16 protein-coding genes are annotated in these 19,741 nt (G+C 53.3%); 7 read left to right on the top strand and 9 right to left on the bottom strand.

The genetic code is table 11. The annotated features are described in order from the left end of the window. Positions 1-68 precede the first annotated feature (68 nt). The 3 genes from BKD14_RS10985 to BKD14_RS19315 form a co-directional block, all read right to left on the bottom strand. A complete protein-coding gene (locus BKD14_RS10985; protein WP_075656018.1) occupies positions 69-1,946 on the bottom strand; it encodes an ABC transporter ATP-binding protein in 1,878 nt (625 codons plus the stop codon). A gap of 213 nt (positions 1,947-2,159) precedes the next feature. Then, positions 2,160-4,028 carry an ABC transporter ATP-binding protein gene (locus BKD14_RS10980; RefSeq protein WP_022710120.1) on the bottom strand — a complete coding sequence of 623 codons (1,869 nt, stop codon included), beginning with the start codon at positions 4,026-4,028 and terminating at the stop codon, positions 2,160-2,162. A 353-nt stretch (positions 4,029-4,381) separates the two neighbouring features. Next, positions 4,382-4,534, bottom strand: a complete 153-nt coding sequence (locus BKD14_RS19315; protein ID WP_175576092.1) for a hypothetical protein — start codon at positions 4,532-4,534, stop codon at positions 4,382-4,384. A gap of 216 nt (positions 4,535-4,750) precedes the next feature. Here BKD14_RS19315 and BKD14_RS10970 point away from each other — a divergent pair, with 216 nt between their 5' ends. Continuing rightward, positions 4,751-5,209, top strand: coding sequence for a tRNA (cytidine(34)-2'-O)-methyltransferase (locus BKD14_RS10970; RefSeq protein ID WP_028233436.1), 459 nt, complete (start codon positions 4,751-4,753; stop codon positions 5,207-5,209). Between the two features lie 145 nt (positions 5,210-5,354). Here BKD14_RS10970 and BKD14_RS10965 read toward each other — a convergent pair whose 3' ends face one another. Continuing rightward, positions 5,355-5,615, bottom strand: coding sequence for a hypothetical protein (locus BKD14_RS10965; RefSeq protein ID WP_022710117.1), 261 nt, complete (start codon positions 5,613-5,615; stop codon positions 5,355-5,357). 336 nt (positions 5,616-5,951) lie between these two features. Here BKD14_RS10965 and hemF point away from each other — a divergent pair, with 336 nt between their 5' ends. Continuing rightward, positions 5,952-6,866, top strand: coding sequence for an oxygen-dependent coproporphyrinogen oxidase (gene hemF / locus BKD14_RS10960; RefSeq protein ID WP_075656014.1), 915 nt, complete (start codon positions 5,952-5,954; stop codon positions 6,864-6,866). A gap of 55 nt (positions 6,867-6,921) precedes the next feature. Here the strand turns inward: hemF and blaOXA are convergent, their stop codons facing one another. The 4 genes from blaOXA to BKD14_RS10940 all read right to left on the bottom strand — a co-directional run bounded on the left by blaOXA (position 6,922) and on the right by BKD14_RS10940 (position 10,376). Next, on the bottom strand, positions 6,922-7,731 hold the full coding sequence (gene blaOXA / locus BKD14_RS10955; protein ID WP_075656012.1) for a class D beta-lactamase: 810 nt from the start codon (positions 7,729-7,731) through the stop codon (positions 6,922-6,924). Positions 7,732-7,859: 128 nt separating this feature from the next. After that, entirely contained in the window at positions 7,860-9,101 is a 1,242-nt protein-coding gene (locus BKD14_RS10950; RefSeq protein WP_075656370.1) for a CCA tRNA nucleotidyltransferase, read from the bottom strand. Between the two features lie 20 nt (positions 9,102-9,121). Beyond that, on the bottom strand, positions 9,122-9,796 hold the full coding sequence (locus BKD14_RS10945) for a CoA pyrophosphatase (protein ID WP_075656368.1): 675 nt from the start codon (positions 9,794-9,796) through the stop codon (positions 9,122-9,124). A 16-nt stretch (positions 9,797-9,812) separates the two neighbouring features. Next, positions 9,813-10,376: a DUF1285 domain-containing protein gene (locus BKD14_RS10940; RefSeq protein WP_245293630.1), complete on the bottom strand. Its 564-nt coding sequence runs from the start codon at positions 10,374-10,376 to the stop codon at positions 9,813-9,815. A 253-nt stretch (positions 10,377-10,629) separates the two neighbouring features. On the opposite strand from BKD14_RS10940, the gene BKD14_RS10935 reads away from it, so the two are divergent. From BKD14_RS10935 to BKD14_RS10920, 4 genes are read left to right on the top strand one after another with little or no spacing between them, the layout of a single operon-like run. After that, positions 10,630-11,634 (top strand): MoxR family ATPase, encoded by a 1,005-nt coding sequence (locus BKD14_RS10935; RefSeq protein ID WP_075656366.1) that lies wholly within the window; start codon positions 10,630-10,632, stop codon positions 11,632-11,634. Then, entirely contained in the window at positions 11,634-12,548 is a 915-nt protein-coding gene (locus tag BKD14_RS10930; RefSeq protein ID WP_075656007.1) for a DUF58 domain-containing protein, read from the top strand. Before BKD14_RS10935 ends, BKD14_RS10930 begins: the two co-directional genes overlap by 1 nt. Further along, on the top strand, positions 12,549-15,434 hold the full coding sequence (locus BKD14_RS10925) for a DUF4159 domain-containing protein (protein ID WP_075656005.1): 2,886 nt from the start codon (positions 12,549-12,551) through the stop codon (positions 15,432-15,434). A gap of 2 nt (positions 15,435-15,436) precedes the next feature. Further along, positions 15,437-17,524, top strand: coding sequence for a glutamine amidotransferase (locus tag BKD14_RS10920; protein ID WP_075656003.1), 2,088 nt, complete (start codon positions 15,437-15,439; stop codon positions 17,522-17,524). A 203-nt stretch (positions 17,525-17,727) separates the two neighbouring features. Here BKD14_RS10920 and BKD14_RS10915 read toward each other — a convergent pair whose 3' ends face one another. Next, positions 17,728-18,252, bottom strand: a complete 525-nt coding sequence (locus BKD14_RS10915) for an N-acetyltransferase (protein WP_075656001.1) — start codon at positions 18,250-18,252, stop codon at positions 17,728-17,730. Positions 18,253-18,650: 398 nt separating this feature from the next. Here BKD14_RS10915 and BKD14_RS10910 point away from each other — a divergent pair, with 398 nt between their 5' ends. Then, the gene (locus BKD14_RS10910; RefSeq protein ID WP_075655999.1) at positions 18,651-19,631 is read left to right on the top strand and encodes a glutathione S-transferase family protein; all 981 of its coding nucleotides are present in this window, start codon (positions 18,651-18,653) and stop codon (positions 19,629-19,631) included. Positions 19,632-19,741: the final 110 nt, after the last annotated feature.

The raw sequence follows: 19,741 nt of genomic DNA, 5'->3' as shown, positions 1-19,741 counted from the left end.
ACCGGCATAAGAACTCTGTTTTGACCGATCACGCGCAAAGTTCACGCGGGGAGAATTCTCCCCGCTATTCAGATTTCCTCATCGGCCTCACCAAGAAAGCCACCGGACTGACGCGCCCATAAACCGGCATAAATACCACCCGAAGCAATCAGTTCGTCATGCGAACCGCTTTCGGCAATCCGGCCATGATCCAGCACAACCAGACGATCCAGCTGTGCAATTGTCGACAGGCGATGCGCAATAGCGATCACGGTTTTACCCGCCATCAGCCGCGTCAGATTTTCCTGAATGGCTGCCTCGACCTCTGAATCGAGAGCTGATGTGGCCTCATCAAGAATAAGAATCGGCGCATTTTTCAAAACGGCACGGGCAATACTGATTCTCTGCCGCTGTCCGCCGGACAATTTAACGCCGCGCTCGCCGACAAAAGCATCATAGGCTTTACGACCTTTGTAATCCTCCAACGCGCCGATAAATTCCTCAGCCTCGGCCTGACTGGCGGCAAAACGCAGCTCCTCCTCAGATGCATCGGCTTTCGCCAGCATAATATTGTCGCGCAAAGAGCGGTGCAGCAGTGCTGTCTCCTGACTGACCACCGCAAAAGCCGCACGTAATGAGCTTTGCGTCACATCGCGCACATCCTGCCCGTCAATGCGCACAGAGCCGGTATCAACATCGTAGAGCCGCAGCATCAGATTGATCAGCGTGGTTTTGCCGGCGCCGGAATGACCGATCAGACCGACACGCTCGCCGCCGCGAATGGCAAGGCTGATATCACTCAGCACACCGGCCTTCACCTTGTTTTCATTCTCGGAGCCATAACGGAAAGTCACATGCTCAATATCAATGGCACCGGAGGTCACCTGCAGCGGTTTGGCATCGCGTTTGTCTTCCATGCCGAGCGGTGCAGAGATCAGCCGCATGGAGTTTTCAATCACACCATAGGAACGCAGCATACCGTTCATCTGCATCATCAAACGACCAAGCAGCATATTCAAACGCAGAACCAGACCGAGCGTGAAAGCCACCTCACCCACTGTCGCCTGACCTTTGGTCCACAGATCAATCGAGAATGCCGCAACCAGCACAATCATCAGGCTGGAAAGTGCAGTCATGGAAACGCGCATTCCTGTCAGCGTGCGCATGAAAGGCAGCATGGTCTTGATATAGCTGGCAAAGCCTGACCGCAGATAGGCCTGATCCATATCCGGCGTATTCAGCTTGATGGTCTGAATATTGGTGTAGCTGTCGACGATACGACCGTTAATCAGCGAACCGGCCTCAGCACTGGCCTCGGCCTGTTTACGCATGGTCGGCAGATAGAGGCGTGCGATCCACGCGAATAACACCATCCACACCACCACCAGTACCGCAAGCCGCCAGTCGAGCTGACCGAACAGCAGCAATGTTGTGATGCTGTAAATAATCATAAACCAGACAACCTGAATGAAACTGGTAATCAGATCACCGGCCGCCTGCCCTGCCTGCCAGACTTTGGTAGCGATACGGCCTGAAAAATCATTCTGGAAAAACGCATAGGACTGACGCAACACATAGGAATTGGCCTGCCAGCGGATCAGATTGTAAAATCCGGGCGTAATTGTCTGATCATCCAGCAAGGAGCTGAGCGCGGTCATCAGCACCCGCACCACCAGCACGATAAACCCCATCGCCAGCAATTCATAACCGGCGCTGATATAAAGACCGTGCCAGCTACGCTCCATTGCGCTCTGGTCAAGAATATCCACAATGCGTCCGGTAAAATAAAACAGGCCGGCTTCCAGAAGCGGCAGAATACCACCAACGATCAGAGCCAGCAGCAAAGGCCAGCGCGCCTGATAAATATAATGCCAGAGAAACCGCATTGTGGTTTGCGGCGGGCGTTTACCGTCGAAATCCTGCAACGGATCAATCCAGTTTTCAAACAGACGGTAAATCATATTCATCGGGAAGGCCTTTCCGCAGCATCCCGCAATAATTACAGGCAGGAAGGCGCATGCAAACAGAATCGGCAAGCAAATTGCTGATGTTTTTAATATATAAAATAAAAAACTTTCCGTCCGCGATTAACGCCGGACGTCATATTTAAAAGACTGAAAACGTACCCGCCGCCGCTCGGGTAGTACGGCGGCGGGTGTTTTTCTCTACTTGAACAGTGATTATTCAGCAGGCTCAGGCAGCGCCTGTTTTTCTTCTTCATCATCAAAGCCGAGGAACCCGCCGGACTGACGCGCCCAAAGCGAAGCATAAATGCCGCCCTGCGCAATCAGCTCTTCATGGGTGCCGTCTTCGATAATGCGTCCCTGATCCATCACGATCAGACGATCGAGCGCGGCAATGGTCGACAGACGATGCGCAATGGCAATCACAGTCTTGCCTTCCATCAGCCTGTACAGGCTGTCCTGAATTGCCGCTTCCACTTCGGAATCAAGCGCAGATGTCGCTTCATCCAGAATAAGGATCGGCGCATCCTTCAGGATCACACGAGCAATGGCCACACGCTGGCGCTGACCGCCGGACAGTTTCACACCACGTTCACCGACATGCGCGTCAAAGCCCTGACGGCCTTTCGGGTCAGTCAGATGCGGCAGGAACTGATCGGCCTGCGCCTGTGCAACCGCTTCCAGCATCATTTCATCCGTTGCATCAGGACGACCATAGCCGACATTATCCCTGACGGAACGATGCAGCAGCGAGGTATCCTGCGTCACCATACCAATATTGGCGCGCAGGCTGTCCTGTGTGACTTTGCAAATGTCCTGACCGTCGATCAGGATTTTGCCCTGCTCCAGATCGTAGAAACGCAACAGCAGATTGACCAGTGTGGACTTACCCGCGCCAGAGCGGCCGACAAGACCAACCTTCTCACCCGGACGGATATTCAGCGACAGATCATTGATGATGCCTTTGCCTTTGCCATAGTGGAAACCGATGCGGTCAAAGGTGATCTCACCGGAACGCACATGCAGCGGCTTTGCACCTTCATGATCGATCACTTTGCGCGGCTGCGCGATCGAACGCATACCGTCTTCCACTGTGCCGATATTTTCGAACAGTGCCGACATTTCCCACATGATCCACTGGGACATACCGTTCAGACGCAAACACAGCGCAATACCGATGGCCACCGCACCAACCGATGCAACATTATCCATCCACAGCATGATACCCAATGCACCGACTGAGAACAGCAGCAAAGAGTTCATGAAATAGAGTGAACCGAAGAACTGCGTCACCATACGCATCTGGCGGTTTACTGTACCCTGAAACTGCTCAAGACTGTCACGGACATACCCTTCCTCGCGCTGTGTGTGCGAGAACAGTTTGACCGTGGCAATATTGGTATAGCTGTCAACGATACGGCCGGTCATCTCGGAGCGGGCATCGGCTTGTGCTTCGGAAATCACCCGCAGGCGCGGAATGAAATAGCGAAGCAGACCGACATAGGCCAGCAGCCAGACAATGAACGGGATCATCAGGCGCCAGTCAGCCGTGGCTGCGATGAAAATTGTACCGGTAAAATAGACCGCTACATAGACCATCACATCCGCAAGTTTGATAACCGTTTCACGCACAGCCAGTGCTGTCTGCATCAGCTTGGTGGAGATACGTCCGGCAAATTCATCCTGAAAGAATGTCATCGACTGACGGATCAGATAACGGTGCATCAGCCAGCGTATGCGCATCGGGAAATTCCCGATCAGTGTCTGGTGCAGAACCAGAGATTGCAGCAAAACAATCAATGGCAAAATCACCAGAACAACGCCGCCGATCAGCGCCAGTTTCCAGCCCTCCTGCTGCAGGAAGGTTTCACGATTATGCTCACTCAGCCAGTCCACGACATTACCGAGAAAAGCAAACAGCGACACTTCAAAGATTGCGATCAGCGCTGTCAGAAAGGCCATCACAATAATCCAGCCCCACGCGCCGCGGCTGTAATACATACAGAATTTGAACAAGCCCTTCGGCGGTTGTTCAAGCGGAACATCCGGATAGGCGTTCAGCTTCTTTTCGAACCAACGAAACATTTTCGACCTCAAATACGGGCTATCCCGTGCGAAAACCAATTCCCCCGCATCATTTTCGTAAAACGAAGACGGCAGGGGTCAGTTTTGATTCATTTGGGTTCTGCCATTCACTTCAGCAACTGAATATGAGGCAGAATTTCAGCATTTTTAAAGCATCGGAAAATCAACGGGCACAGAACCCGAAACACTCAGATGCGGTTTGAGGATTAAATGCGTGAGTACACTTAACCGGAAGATAGATGGAAGAATCGTATTTGACCTGCGGATCCGACGGCACAACTCATCATCGGTTTCAGGCTATCAGGTGGTTTGCTACAGCAATCTGATATATACGCTCATTTTAACAGTCCCGTTCAGCGCAACGCCCGCAAAAACAATTCGGGAGAAGATACCACAGCTTCGATTGGTGCGGTACCCGCCATGAAAGCTACCGGAGCGGGGTTAATCACGCCGGATACAGGTGCGGCTGCAACTGGGCAAAGATTCAAAGAAATCTTAATATTCATCACAGCCTCCTTCTTGGTCAATCTGGCATGGCCAATCTGATAAAATGGATGATCCGTATAGCACCATGTTATTTTACCGGCTAGTCACTGCTCGTTCTTTTCTCTTCACTTTACCGAGAACACATTAAACTGTGACAGATTGCACACAATTCTTATTGTTTGAAATTATATGCTATAGGCCGCTTATCTGATGCCACCCGAAACAGAAGCAAAAGCCTGATGACAATACATATCGCCCTCTTCCAGCCTGACATTCCCGGCAATACCGGAACCATCTTGCGCATGGCAGCCTGTCTCGGACTGGCCGTGCATGTGATTGAACCAGCCGGTTTTGACCTCTCCGATCGCGGGCTGAAACGGGCGGGCATGGATTATCTGGAACAGGCAGCGCTGACCCGCCATCTCGACTGGGAGCATTTCAACAACTGGCGCTTGTCTGAAAACCGCAGGCTGGTGCTGCTTTCCACCAAGGCAGCACAACCCTATACGGATTTCAGCTACCGGCCGGATGACATTCTGCTGTTTGGCCGTGAATCTGCCGGCGTGCCGGATTACGTACATGAGACCTGTGAAGAGCGGATTATCATCCCGATGGTCGAAGGCGCACGCTCACTCAACCTCGCGCTTTCGGTGGCGATGGCCGCCGGAGAAGCTATTCGACAGGTTAAAGGCTAGAAGCTATTCGACAAAATAAAAGCTAGAGGCTGCTCGACAGGGTAAAATTTAGAATAAATCTTTAAATATCAGCCAATTAAAAAGAAAAGCGGAATCATATTCTGACCCTCTTGAATCAGAACATGAGCAAACAGCGGTAACTTGCTTAGTCCGAGCTTGGCAGACGTCTGATCGTGAATTCAATCACATCATTCGGGCGCACATACCAGCTTTCAATCTCTGTCCAGTAAGCAGCTTTCGGATAGGTTTCAAACCATTCCCGCGCCTTAACCCGCGCTATGCTGCGTGGCAGTGAAAATGTTTCGCGAATATAGCCGTCGCTGATATTCGGCTTCACGCCGGATGCTGCTTTGCGCATCTGCCTGCGCAAACCTTCCAATGGCGGTTTCGGCGGAATGGATGTCATAAGCGATCTCCTTTACAGCGCCCGTATGGGGCAAAAAGACAAAGCAGAATAAGCATCACGCTCAACACTCAAATATGTTTACACACACTACAAGCAGAAGCTGCACAGAGACTTACAACTCTATAGTGCAATTTACAGCAGAATCTCATCCGAAACGAGTCATTTCCGCGCCTGTTATCGCTGTAAAGTATGAACGAAATCTGTCATTTTCCGAAAAGCAGAAAGCTTTCATAAACATAATCCGGTTTATGAAGACTATATAACCTGTTGACAGCTGCTGATATGCTGGCGCTGCGGCTTCGCCCAAAGCTCCCAAAACATAATAAGGAACCAAGCATGCAACGTCCGGATCTTCCAGCTCATCTTCCAGATAATCTTGAAGACAAAAAACAACTGGCACAAAACTGGTTCGAAGAATTACGTGACCGTATCTGCTCCCTGTTTGAAACCCTTGAAGACGAACTGACAGGCCCGCTCAGCGACCGTGAAGCTGGCCGCTTTGTCCGCACCCCTTGGGCAAAAGACGAAGGCCGTGGCGGCGGCGGTGTTATGTCGATGATGCATGGCCGCGTTTTTGAAAAAGTCGGCGTGCATGTCTCCACTGTCTATGGCGAGTTTTCGCCGGAGTTCCGCGCCCAGATTCCGGGTGCCGATGAAGATCCGCGCTACTGGGCGAGCGGTCTTTCGCTGATTGCCCATCCGCAAAACCCGAATGTACCGGCAGTGCATATGAATACACGTATGGTTGTGACGACACGCCAGTGGTTCGGCGGTGGTGCCGATCTGACCCCTGTGCTTGACCGTCGCCGCACGCAGGAAGATACCGACAGTCAGGCTTTTCATAAGGCGCTGAATTTCGTCTGCAACAAACATGCAGGCATTGCCGATTACGACCGCATGAAACAATGGTGCGATGAATATTTCTATCTGCCGCATCGTCAGGAACCGCGCGGTATTGGCGGCATCTTCTATGACTGGCTGCATTCAGGCGATGAACAGGGCGGCTGGGATGCAGACTTTGCATTTACCCGCGATGTCGGCCGCTGCTTTGCCGTGGTCTATCCGCATATTGTGCGCCAGAACTTCAATCAGCCATGGACAGATGCTGACCGCGAGGAACAGCTGATCCGTCGCGGCCGCTATGTAGAATTCAACCTGCTGCATGACCGTGGCACGATCTTCGGTCTCAAGACCGGCGGTAATATCGCCTCGATCCTGTCTTCCATGCCGCCAGTGGTGAAATGGCCTTAATATAAAATCAGAACGGGGGCACCAGCCCCCGTTTTTTTTATGAGAGCGCCGTTCTTTATTGATCAAAATTTTTCAGGAACTGCCCGCGGATCAGTAGTCCAGGGCTGGTCTTTAATGCCTTGTCAAAGACCTGCATATTGGCAAAAACCAATTGACGGCCATCCTTTTCCGCCCAACCGACAAACCAGCCTAAGCGCTGCTCCCCTGCAAATTTGCCATTTGCATCACGCAACCGCGCAGCGCCGGTTTTGCCGGTAACTTTCCAGCCTTTTTCCGATGTAAAAACCGTCATGGCAGCTTTGGTTTTCTGCTGCGCCTGCTTGGAAACCGGCAAAGTCTCATGCACGAGCTTATTCAGAAATTGTACCTGCTCGTCCGGTGAAATCTCCAGTGAAGAGCCGATCCATGAACCTGTCAGCCCGTCTTGTTTTCCGGCTCTGCCAGAAACATCCTTATTCCCGTAATCAAGCGCTGCAACAGCTTCGGAAAACTGCTTCTGTCCCAACTGTTTTGTGATCTCACGTGAATACCAGACAACCGACTGCTCCAGCCACCGCGCCGGATCAACTGCAATCCGGTCACGTTCCGGCGCTTCCATTTCAGGCTTCCACTGCCAGACCGGATCATGCTCCGAGCGGAGGATATTTTTGTCATAACCAATCACGGCAAGCGGCACTTTAAACGTCGATGCCGGTGTAAAGCGTTTGTCGCAAACACCTTTACGGGAAAGGATTTTCTGCGTTGCGGCATCCATGACCACAGCACATTCCGTTACAATCCCCTTCTCTCCGGCCTGAACCTGAAAACTCGCTACGCTTGTCAGCGCAAAAGCCAATAATGCCGCTGATCGCAATTTTTTATCCATGATACGCAACTCCGGAATTCTGAAAATATTTAAATCACCTCAGATGAATCATGACCTGCAGAAATCGCATTAATCATCTGAACCGGCAGCTAAAAACAAAAACGGGGCGGAATTTCCGCCCCGATATGTCAGGATAATGTTGCTAACAAATTTTCTTTACTGAGCTCAAATCCGGAAGCCAGCCATGCCGCCTCCAGTGTTTTGAGTTGCTTGCCAAGCTCAGGGCCTTTCTCAAAACCCAGCTTCATCAGATCAGCTCCGCTGACCGGAAATACCGGTATTTCAGCCTGCACTGCCACATCCAGTAAACGGCTGTACTGACCTGCGCGTATCATCGCCTGATTATCATTTTCAGCCTCTGCACGCGCTGACACCAGCGCCAGCTTAATCCGGTCAACTAAAGCCTGCCGTGAGCCGCTATAAATCAGCTTAATCAAACCTGTTTCCGACAGTTCCGGCTTAGGCAGATCAACCAGCGCCCAGCTTTCCAGACGGGCTTTATCGGCATTGGACAGGCGCAGTCTCTTGCCAAGCTCGGCCATGCGCGCTGCATCCGGCGGCACAATCGCCTGCAAGCGCAGCAGAGCATCCGGCTTCCAGCCCAGATCGCGTTCACTGCGCACCAGCGCATGAATAGCGTCAATGCCCCATTTCTCACTCTCCGGCAAAATTTGGGTCAGCACACCGGACTGGCGCATCCATAGCAAGGCACGTGACGGATCGGGAGCAGAAAGCAGCTTCTTCAGTTCTGACCATACCCGTTCAGCGGACAATGTCTGCAAATGGCTTTTCAGCTTGGCGCAGGCTTTCAACCCCGCCGCATCCGGCCGCCCCGAGCCATACCACGCAAAGAAACGGAAGAAGCGCAGGATACGCAGATAATCTTCCGTAATCCGTGTCTCGGCATCGCCGATAAAACGCAACTCGCGCTTTTCAATATCCGTAAGCCCGCCGACATGATCCACCACATCGCCATTGGCACGCACATAAAGCGCATTGACGGTAAAGTCCCGACGCTCGGCATCAACCTGCCAGTCACGGCCAAAAGCGACCGTGGCCTGCCGTCCATGCGTTTCCACATCGGCGCGCAAAGTTGTCACCTCATAGGGCACACCATGGGCAACAACAGTCACTGTGCCATGGTCAATGCCGGTCGGCACGACTTTAAAACCGCATTTCTCGGCACGCGCTTTGGTCTCTTCCGGCAGGGTTGTGGAGGCAATATCAATATCGCCCACCGGTTCGCCCAGAAGGGTATTGCGCACGGCACCGCCAACCACCCGCGCTTCTTCACCATCTTCAGCCAGTGCTGCCAGCAATTGCTGCAAAGACGGCACGGCAAGCCACTCCGCACGATCTGCAATATTCAGCACAGTTGTTGTCTTTTCACTCACGCATAAAGCCTTTCATAGAGGCTGCGGATAATCCCCGCTGTTGCGCCCCAGATATTCCGATTCTGATAATGGATGGCATAGAAAAACCGCTCATGCCCCGCAAACATCCGGCTCTCACGTTGATGCTGCTGAGGATCCATCAGAAAATGCAGCGGCACTTCAAAAATATCCGCCACCTCATCGGGATTGGCATGGAGCTCAAATGGTGTCCGTATCACTGCCAGCACCGGCGTAATCGTATAGCCGCTGCCGGTCATATATTGCGGCAGACGGCCGAGTGTCTGCGTCTGCCGTGCATCCAGTCCGATTTCTTCATGGGCTTCACGCAGAGCCGCATGTTCAGGACTCAGATCCTCAGCATCAATCTTGCCACCGGGAAAAGCAACCTGACCGGAATGGCTGCGCATTTGCGCATTGCGCGTGGTCAGCAACACACTGGCATGGTCGCCGTGATCCACCACGGGGATCAGCACCGCCGCCGGTTTGAGTTTAATTTTCAGCCGCGGATCAGCTCCCGCCATCACATGAGAGGCAGTCCATTGGGGATTGAGTGCATGATCGCCGGACAAAGGCAGGCCGCCTGAATCAAATTCATCAGCAACCGTCATAAAGCTTTGTTTCTGTTCAACTCTCCGCATCAGATCCTGTGCGGTAAAACCTGTATCAGTCATCAAGTTTTTCATTGTATCACTGTAATTGTTCAACCGGCATCACCGGAAATATCCGGCCATTGGAGCGCAAGGCAAACATCAGCTTTCCGTCAATCATCAGTTCTTCTCCGAGTGCTGCCAGATCATACATGACCGCACGGCTGACCAGCGCCTCCAGCCGCCCTCTCACCAATATATAAGGTTTGAAACCGCCGGTTTCACTATCCGTTACAAAACGCAGCGGATGCTGCTCTCCCGCCTCAACCACATCGCCGACATTGGTGCGGAAAGTGAGAACCTGCGCCTCTCCCTCGCCGGAAACATGCATCTCCACGGCATTGAAATGCGCATCTTCCACACGGATGGCGATTTTTTCCACCGGTGTTACCAGATAGGTTTTACCGTCGGCATCCTTGCGCAACACGGTTGAGAACAGACGCACCAATGCAGGGCGGCCGATCGGCGTGCCCATATAGAACCATGTGCCGTCGGCTTTGATTTCCATATCCAGCTCGCCGCAAAAATCCGGCTCCCAGCGCTCCACCGGTGGCAGACCTTTGCCTTCTTTGCCTTCAGGCAACTGGCTGGCGGCACGGCGCATCAACGCATCAAGCCCGCTTGCAGAGCTCGTGGCAGAACTGGTGACAGAACCGGCATCAACATCAGCAGTTTCCTTATTTTTCGATATATTACCGCTGTTCATTTCAGTTTCCTGTTAAGACCTGTGCCTGACAGTCCGGTGCATTCCGGTTAATGCGAACTGTGCCATTTACGCTCCCGTCAGCATGACATAGTCTTGCCCGATGATTCAAGTAAACCAGATAAAGCATCTGATCTGGAATAAAGAGGACATCATGAATTTTACCGCTGCGTCGAAAATTGATCCTGATGCCGTGATACGGGCTGCCGATCAGGCTGCCAGTGACATTAATCTGATCCGTCAGCAAATCGGACAGGTTATTTACGGTCAGGAGCAAGCGGTTGAAAATACGCTGGTCGCATTGCTGGCCGGTGGCCATGCCCTGCTCGTCGGTGTGCCGGGGCTTGCCAAAACCCGTCTGGTAGAAACGCTGGGCACTGTCCTCGGCCTTGATGAAAAACGTATCCAGTTTACACCTGATCTGATGCCGTCCGATATTATCGGCTCTGAAGTCATGGATCAGGACAGCGACGGACGCCGTTCTTTCCGTTATATTAAAGGGCCAGTTTTCGCACAGCTGCTGATGGCCGATGAGATCAACCGTGCATCGCCGCGCACGCAGTCTGCTTTGTTGCAGGCAATGCAGGAATATCATGTCAGCGTAGCCGGTCAGCGCCATGATCTGCCAAGCCCGTTCCATGTGCTGGCAACGCAAAACCCGCTGGAACAGGAAGGCACCTATCCGCTGCCGGAAGCACAGCTCGACCGTTTTCTGATGCAGATTGATCTGGATTATCCGGATATTGATGCGGAACGTGCGGTGCTGCTCAATACCACCGGCACAATGCAGGCACGGCCAGCCAAAGTGATTGAAGCCACACGCCTGCAGGAAATCCAGCAGCTGATCCGTCAGATGCCGGTGCCGGAAACTGTGCTTGAAGCTATTCTGAAACTGGTTCGCTCAGCCCGTCCTGATGCCGATAATGACCATGCGAAAAACCATATCAGCTGGGGCCCTGGCCCGCGTGCCGGTCAGGCACTAATGCTCTGCACCCGTGCGCGCGCACTCTATGAAGGACGCCTTGCTCCTTCTGTTGATGATGTGAAAGCCTTGGCAGAACCGGTTCTCCAGCATCGTATGGCTCTCAATTTTGCCGCACGTGCCGATGGTGTGGGCGTGCGTGATGTGATTGCCAAACTGACACAGGCGCTCAACTGATGACAGCAACCGGTGCCATAACCCGTTCTGAACAGGCCGTTGACCTGCTGGCGCCATCGCGCAGGCAGGCGGCACTGATGCCTGATCTGATTACGCAGGCACGCCATATTGCCGGCTCTGTCATCAATGGCTGGCATGGCAGACGCAAACGCGGCACCGGCGATAATTTCTGGCAGTTCCGCCCTTATGCGCAGGGCGATATGCTCTCGCGCATTGACTGGCGGCGCTCAGCCCGTGACGATCATACCTATATGCGTGACCGTGAATGGGAAACCGCTCATACGATCTGGCTGTGGTGCGACCCGTCGCCATCTATGCTCTATCAATCCCGTTTCAGTCCGGTTTCCAAACAGCACCGCGCATTGGTGCTGACGCTGGCGCTGGCAGAACTGTTCAGCCGCTCCGGTGAACGTATTGCCTATCCTGATGTGCTGCCGCCATTGCTCGCCCGCAATGGTGCAGAGCGTCTGGCAACAGCCTTGTTGCAAACCGGTACTTTAGCAGCGCAACCTGATCTTCAGCCTTTGCAGCGTTTTAATGAACTGGTGCTCATCAGCGATTTTCTGCAGCCTGCCGATATACTCAGCGCGAAGCTTGACCAGATTGCCAGACGCGGTATCCGTGCGCATCTCATCGCCGTTGCCGATCCTGCGGAGGCAGATTTTCCGTTTTCCGGCCGCACAGAATTCAGAGACCCTGTATCCGGTCAAATTCTCGTCGCCGGTCGGGCGCAGAATTATGCGGAAGATTATCGCAGGCTCTATCAGGCACAGCGCGATTTTCTGCGTGAAACCTGTACCCGTTTTGGCTGGAGTTTTATCACCAGCACCACAGATAAACCGGCAGCACAGGCTCTGACCACACTCCATGGCTTTCTCGGACATCATTCTTCCACCGGCGGAGGCGCCGCGTAAATGCCGCTGATTTTTACTGCCCCGTGGCTGCTTGCCGGTCTACTCACTCTGCCCGTTATCTGGTGGCTGTTGCGTGCAACGCCGCCGAAACCGGCACAGGAACCGTTTCCGCCACTGGCCATTCTGGCAAAAATTGCCCGTCACGATCAGGAAGCCAGCAAAAGCCCGTGGTGGCTGACGCTGCTGCGTCTGGTTCTGGCCGCTCTGGTGATCTTCGCCGTTGCAGGGCCGGTATGGAAACCACAGCCGATCACTTTCACCGGCGCGCAGCCGGTTGTCATCATGATCGACAATGGCTGGGCTTCTGCCCCGCAATGGGCAGCCTATGAAAATCAGGCGCAATGGCTGATCTCCAATGCTGAGAAAAATGATGCTCCGGTCTATCTGATTGCCACCGCCGACCCGCAAAACACAGCAAGCGGGCCTTTCACCGCTGCGCAGGCGCTGGAACGTCTACAGGCACTGGAGCCGCGTGCTGTTCCGGTTGAACGTCTGGCTGCCGCTGAACGTCTTGGCACTGCTCTGAACAATACACCGGAAAGCCGTATTTTTTATCTGAATGACGGACTGGAGACTGCGCAGGATCAGCAAGCCTTTACGGCTCTCGACAAGCTGAAAGCCACAACTATTCAGCTGATTATGCCGGACAGTCAGCAGCTTTTTGCCGTTCAGGGTGTAGCCAATCAGCAGAATGCATTGGTAATTGATCTGTTGCGCCCGTCCAATGATGTGCAGGCAGCCAAAGTTCAGCTCAGCGCCTATGATAATCAGGGGCGCGTCTTAGCCCAGACACAGGCGGATTTTGCCGAGAAAGAAACCAAGACCATAGCGCAAATGACCATTCCGGTTGAGTTGCGCAATGATATTGCCATGGTGCGGGCAGACCAGATGCGCCATGCCGCAGCCACATGGTTACTGGATGAGAATAACCGCCGCCGCCGTGTCGGCCTGCTGGATGCAAGCAATGCTGACAAAGCACATTCGCTGTTGTCGCCATTGCATTATATTTCCTCGGCACTGGCACCTTTTGCCGATCTTATCAACGCCAATGACCGCGACCTGAGCCAGTCAGTTGACCGTCTGCTGGAGCAGAAACCCTCCGTCATTGTCTTGTCGGATATCGGCAGACTACCGGAAAGCACAGCTGCAAAACTGATGCAATGGGTTGAAAACGGCGGCACATTGCTGCGCTTTGCCGGCCCGCGTCTGGCGGCAGCACAAAGCGATACGGACACCAAACGCGATCCGCTGCTGCCGGTACAGTTGCGCAGCGGTCAGCGCAATCTTGGCGGCACTTTATCATGGTCAACGCCGCAACCCGTCGCTCCCGCACCGGAAAACAGCCCGTTCCGCAATATTCAGCTGCCCGATGATGTCACAGTATTGCGACAGGTTCTGGCAGAGCCGTCACCGCATCTGATGCAAAAAAGCTGGCTCAATCTTGCCGATGGTACACCGCTGATTACCGGTGAAAACCGTGGCGCGGGGCGCTTGGTTCTGTTTCATATCGCACCGGATATCGGCTGGTCTAACCTGCCGCTCTCAGGCGGATTTGTTGATCTTCTGCGCAGGCTTACCGAAACATCCGGCGCACAGGCTGCCAATGCAGCCGGTGAGCAAACAGTGACACTACCTGCCTATCGCCTGCTGGATGCCGCAGGTAATCTGACAGGCCAGCCCGCAGCTGCGCAGCCGCTGGTGATTGAAAAAGGTAAAACACCGGAAGCATCCCTGCTTAATCCGCCCGGACTTTACGGCACAGAACAGGCTTATAAAGCACTGAACCTGATGAAGAGTGACACAGTTCTGAACCCGCTTACCAAACCGGAAATGACGACCAATCTTGCAATGGTACCAGCCACCAAGGCACAGACCGTTAATCTGCAAGGCTCGCTCTTTGCGCTGGCCGCAATATTGCTGGCGCTAGATGGTTTGCTGATTTTGTGGATCGGCGGCACTTTCTCGCGGAACAGATCGCGCAATTTCACCGGTAAAGCGTCCGGCGCCGTGAAATCCCTGCTTATCCTGTTCGCTTTATCCGCAAGTCTGACAGCTATGCCCTTCATAGTTCAGCCGGTTATGGCACAGGAAGCGCAGGCCAGAGACGATAGCAAGCCCGACGATCAGGCAAAGATTGACGTGCTGGATGTCACACATCTGGCTTATGTGATTACCGGCGACAAAGCGACAGATGATGTAAGCCGTATCGGGCTTAGCGGTCTCAATCAGTTTGTTGCGGATAAAACCTCACTGGAACCCGGTGCGCCGGTCGGTATTAATCCGGAAAAAGATGAGCTCGCTTTCTATCCGATGATCTATTGGCCGGTTGATGAAAAAGCACCTTTTCCGAGTGAAAAAGCGCTGCAGCGCATTGATGCCTATATGCAGCAGGGCGGCACGGTGATTTTCGACACCCGCGACCAGCTCTCCGGCGATACCGGTGGGTTGAATGGCACCAGTCCTGCCACGCAGCGGCTGCGTGATATGCTGGATGCGATGAATGTTCCGCCTCTTGCACCCGTTGCTGATAATCATGTGCTGAGCAAAACTTTCTTTCTGATGCCGGATTTTCCCGGACGCTATCGTGGCAGCCCGCTTTGGGCGGAAGCCCCTGTCGATAATCCGGATGCTGCTGACCAGCCCGCCGACAGGCCTGTGCGCAATGGTGATGGTGTCAGCCCGATCCTTATCACCGCCAATGATCTGGCCGGTGCATGGGCGATGGATGAAAACTGGCAACCGCTATATCCGACCGTGCCGAATGATCCGATGCAGCGCATTTATGCGCTGCGTGGCGGTGTGAATATGGTTATGTATGTGCTGACCGGTAATTACAAAGCAGATCAGGTGCATGTGCCCGCTTTGCTCGAACGGCTGGGGAACTGATAATGAGCCTGTTTTCCCTGCATTTCTCACCCCTGCTCTCACCGCTTTGGCTCGGACTTTGTCTGGCTCCGCTGGCTCTCATTACTCTGGCTGGCTTGTTCTTATGCAAACGCGGCAGCTGGTTGCGTTTTGGCGGTTTTGCAGCGCTTGCTCTGGCTTTGTTTAATCCGGAGATCACACGTGAGCAGCGCGAGCAGCTCAAAACCATTGTCGGCATTGTGGTTGACCGCAGCGCCAGCCAGTCTCAGGGCAACCGCACACAGGATACGGATGCCGCGCTTGAAGCTTTAAAGCAACAGCTCGGCGCACAATCCGGTATTGAAACACGGATTATCGAAGCCGGTTCCGGTACGGAAAACCGCGACAATACACGCTTATTTACAGCCCTGAATGAAGGCCTGCGCGACGTACCGCCGTCACGCATCGGCGGTGCGGTTATGATTACCGATGGTCAGGTGCATGATGTGCCTGCGAAAGCAGACGAGCTGAACTTTAAGGCACCGCTTCATGCGCTGATTACCGGTGCCGGCGATGAATTCGACCGCAGTATCCGCTTCATCCGTGTGCCGCGCTTCGGCCTCAGCGGCAAGCCGCAGGAACTGGTTTTCCGTGTGGAAGATGCCGGAAAAATTCCGGTGGATGCATCACAGTCCAGCGTCACCATCCGTATCAATGGCGAACTGGTCGCCACAGTTCCGGCAGCCATTGGTCAGGATGTCAAAACCGAGATCACCCTGCCCCATGCCGGTCGCAATATTGTGGAAATCGCCACAGAACCGCTGAGTGGTGAAGTCACCGCCGCCAATAATCAGGCCGTTGCACTGATTGATGCAATTCGCGAAAATCTGCGTGTGCTGCTGGTATCCGGTGAACCGAATAATGGCGAACGCACATGGCGCAACCTGCTGAAATCCGACACCTCTGTCGATCTCGTGCATTTCACCATTCTGCGTCCGCCGGAAAAGCAGGATGACACGCCGATCAATGAATTATCGCTGATTGTGTTTCCGACGCGCGAATTATTCGTCGATAAGGTAGAAGATTTCGATCTGATTATTTTCGACCGCTATCAGCACCGGAATGTGCTGCCGCTGCTCTATTATGATTATATCGCCCAATATGTGCAAAATGGCGGTGCTCTGCTGATCGCCGCAGGCCCTGAATATGCAGACAGTATGTCGATTGCACGCACGCCGCTGCTCAGCGTTTTGCCTGCATTGCCAACCGGTGATGTCACGGAAAAAGGCTTTTATCCGCGTCTGACTGAAGCCGGAAAACGCCATCCTGTTACACGCGGGCTGGAAGGCAGTGAACAGGAACCGCCGCAATGGGGGCGCTGGTTCCGCTCGATTGATATTGCCACACCGCAAGGCGAAACTGTCATGCAGGGGCCTGACAACAAGCCGTTGATGGTGCTCGGTCATCAGGGCAAAGGTCGTGTCGGCATGTTACTGTCCGATCAGGGCTGGCTCTGGGCGCGCGATTTTGAAGGTGGCGGACCTTATGCATCGCTCTATCGCCGTATGGCACACTGGCTGATGCAGGAACCGGAGCTGGAAGAAGAAGCGCTGACGGCCAAAGGCACAGCGGATCGTCTGGAGATTACCCGCCAGACCATGAGCGACAAGGCCGCTCCGGCCAAAGTCACCACGCCATCCGGCAAAATCATTGAAGTGCCGCTGACACAATCCGTTGCCGGACAGTTTACAGCGCAATTACCGGCCGATGAACAGGGACTGTATAAGATTGAGAACGGCGATTATTCCGTGCTTGCCCATGTCGGCAATGTGGACACGCCGGAACTGCGCGACAGTATTTCTACAACACAAAAATTGCTGCCTGTGGCGCAGGCCAGCGGCGGCAATGTTCTGCGTCTGAAAGAAACGGCTGAACAGGCTGCAATCTCCGTGCCCGATGTTTCGCTGATGAATCCGTCGCAAAAACAAAGCCCTGCCACTCTTCTGGGGCTGCGACCTACTCAGGATACAAGTCTGGTAGCGGTGCATCGCATTCCGCTTTTCACCAGCCTGCTGGCTTTAGCGGCACTGCTGCTTATTCTCGGCGGCACATGGTATCGTGAAGGGCGATAGAGCATTTCACAGTCAAGTTGAATCAACTTGACGGCAGTGATAATGCGACCGCTCAAGAATCCAGAGCGTATCCCGAAAAGTGTGAAGCGCCTACGCAGGGAAATCAGTTCACTGGACTGATTTCTCGTCCTGCTTCGATCGGAAAAGATACGCGGCAAATAAGGAAATGAAGCGGCTTCAGATCACTGAAACCGCTTTTTACATCAAAGTTGGTTGAGATGCTTAACCTGCCCCGCAAGCTCATTGAGCGCAGGGCCTGACAGAGTTTCAGCGCCCGGCAGAATACAGGCAAGCAGCCGCTCCGGATTAACCGGTGCAGGCATAATCACCTTATGGGCATCCACTTTCACAAAGCCAAAAGCATTATAATAAGGTGCGTCGCCGACAAGCAGGCTCAGCCTGTGCCCTGCTTTTGCTGAGGCTTCCATCGACTGGTTCATCAATATCCGGCCAATGCCGCGGCTTTTCCAGCCATCCCGCACAACCAGCGGCCCCAGCAGCAACGCAGGTGTTGCACCGATAGCAATCGGTGTCATTCTGATGGAGCCGATCAGTCTGCCGCCATGAAGAGCCACAAAAGACAAATCGCGATCATGCGCCCCGCCCTCGCGGATACGCGCTGCCGCGCGGACAAATCTGCCTGGGCCAAAAGCTAGCGCATTGATTTCTTCGATTTCCGCATCGTGGGCGCAGGTTTCCTGCGTGTAAGTCAGTTCAGACTGCAACATGGCACATCACTATTTCAGAGATTTAGACTTCAGAATTATCGCGTGTTTTGTCGCCGCTATGGGGCATAAAAACGCAAACAGGTATCCACCGGTGCCGCGCACCGTTTACAATTTCATCGTCGGATGAACTGCAGACCTGTCAATTCCGTTCTCCTGAAAGGTGAATAGCCGCAAACTGATGCGGTGTGTTTGCTTAACATCATTTTTTTTGATCGTAAAGAGCCGCGCCGAAAAACAGCCCAAACAAAACATCGTCCTGTTTTCAGGACAGCGTGTTTCGCAAAAACAGCCAGATCAGGCGAGACTTTCCGGCATTATGTATTACATTAAGGATCAGAATTCTCTGCCGCTGCCGTTGAGTTATCCGGATTAACGCGGCCAATATAAGGAATATTCTTATGGGTCTCTTAGTTGACGGCAAATGGCACGACCAATGGTATGATACGAAAGCCACAGACGGCCGCTTTGTCCGCTCCGCTTCGCAATTCCGCAACTGGATCACAGCAGATGGCAGCGCAGGCCCCAGCGGCACCGACGGTTTCAAAGCTGAAGCCGGACGCTATCACCTCTATATATCGCTGGCCTGTCCGTGGGCGCATCGCACACTGATTTTCCGCGCGCTGAAAAAATTGGAAAATGTCATCAGCGTCTCAGTTGTTGATTATCTGATGGCGGAAGAAGGCTGGACGCTGACCGGCAAAGACGGCGCAACGCCGGATCATCTCTATGGTGCCAAACGTCTCTATGAAATCTATACCCGTGCCGACCCGAACTATTCCGGCCGCGTGACTGTTCCGGTTCTCTGGGACAAACAGCAGCAGACCATTGTCTCCAATGAATCCGCTGAAATTATCCGTATGCTCAACACCGCCTTCAATGAATTCGGTGACGCGTCGCTTGATTTCTATCCGGAAGATCTCCGCGCAGAAATTGATGCAATGAATGAGTTCGTCTATCCGAACATCAATAACGGCGTTTACCGTGCAGGCTTTGCCACCTCTCAGGAGGCCTATGAAGAAGCCTATAGCAATGTGTTTGATGCTTTGGACAGGATCGAGACCATTCTTGGCAAACAACGCTATCTCACCGGATCCCGTCTGACTGAAGCGGACTGGCGTCTGTTCACCACACTGATCCGTTTTGATCCGGTCTATGTCGGTCACTTCAAATGTAACAAAGCACGGATTGCCGACTATCCGAATATCTCAAACTATGTGCGTGAGCTTTATCAGGTGCCGGGCGTTGCCGGTACGGTGAATTTCACACATATCAAAAACCACTATTATATGAGCCATAAGACAATCAATCCGACCGGTGTTGTCCCTCTCGGCCCGCAGCTTGATTATGATGCACCGCATGACCGTACCCGTTTCAGCTAAGCTCACATATTAAGTGACAGTTTTATCACACCGCATAGCGAACATCCCGCTATGCGGTGTTTTATTATCTGCAATTGATTTCAATCAATGGAAAGCCGCCTGCCCGCTGT

This window comes from Pseudochrobactrum sp. B5 (assembly GCF_001939785.1).
In the GTDB taxonomy this organism is placed as follows: domain Bacteria; phylum Pseudomonadota; class Alphaproteobacteria; order Rhizobiales; family Rhizobiaceae; genus Pseudochrobactrum; species Pseudochrobactrum saccharolyticum.
This window is presented reverse-complemented; position numbering and strand designations above follow the sequence as displayed.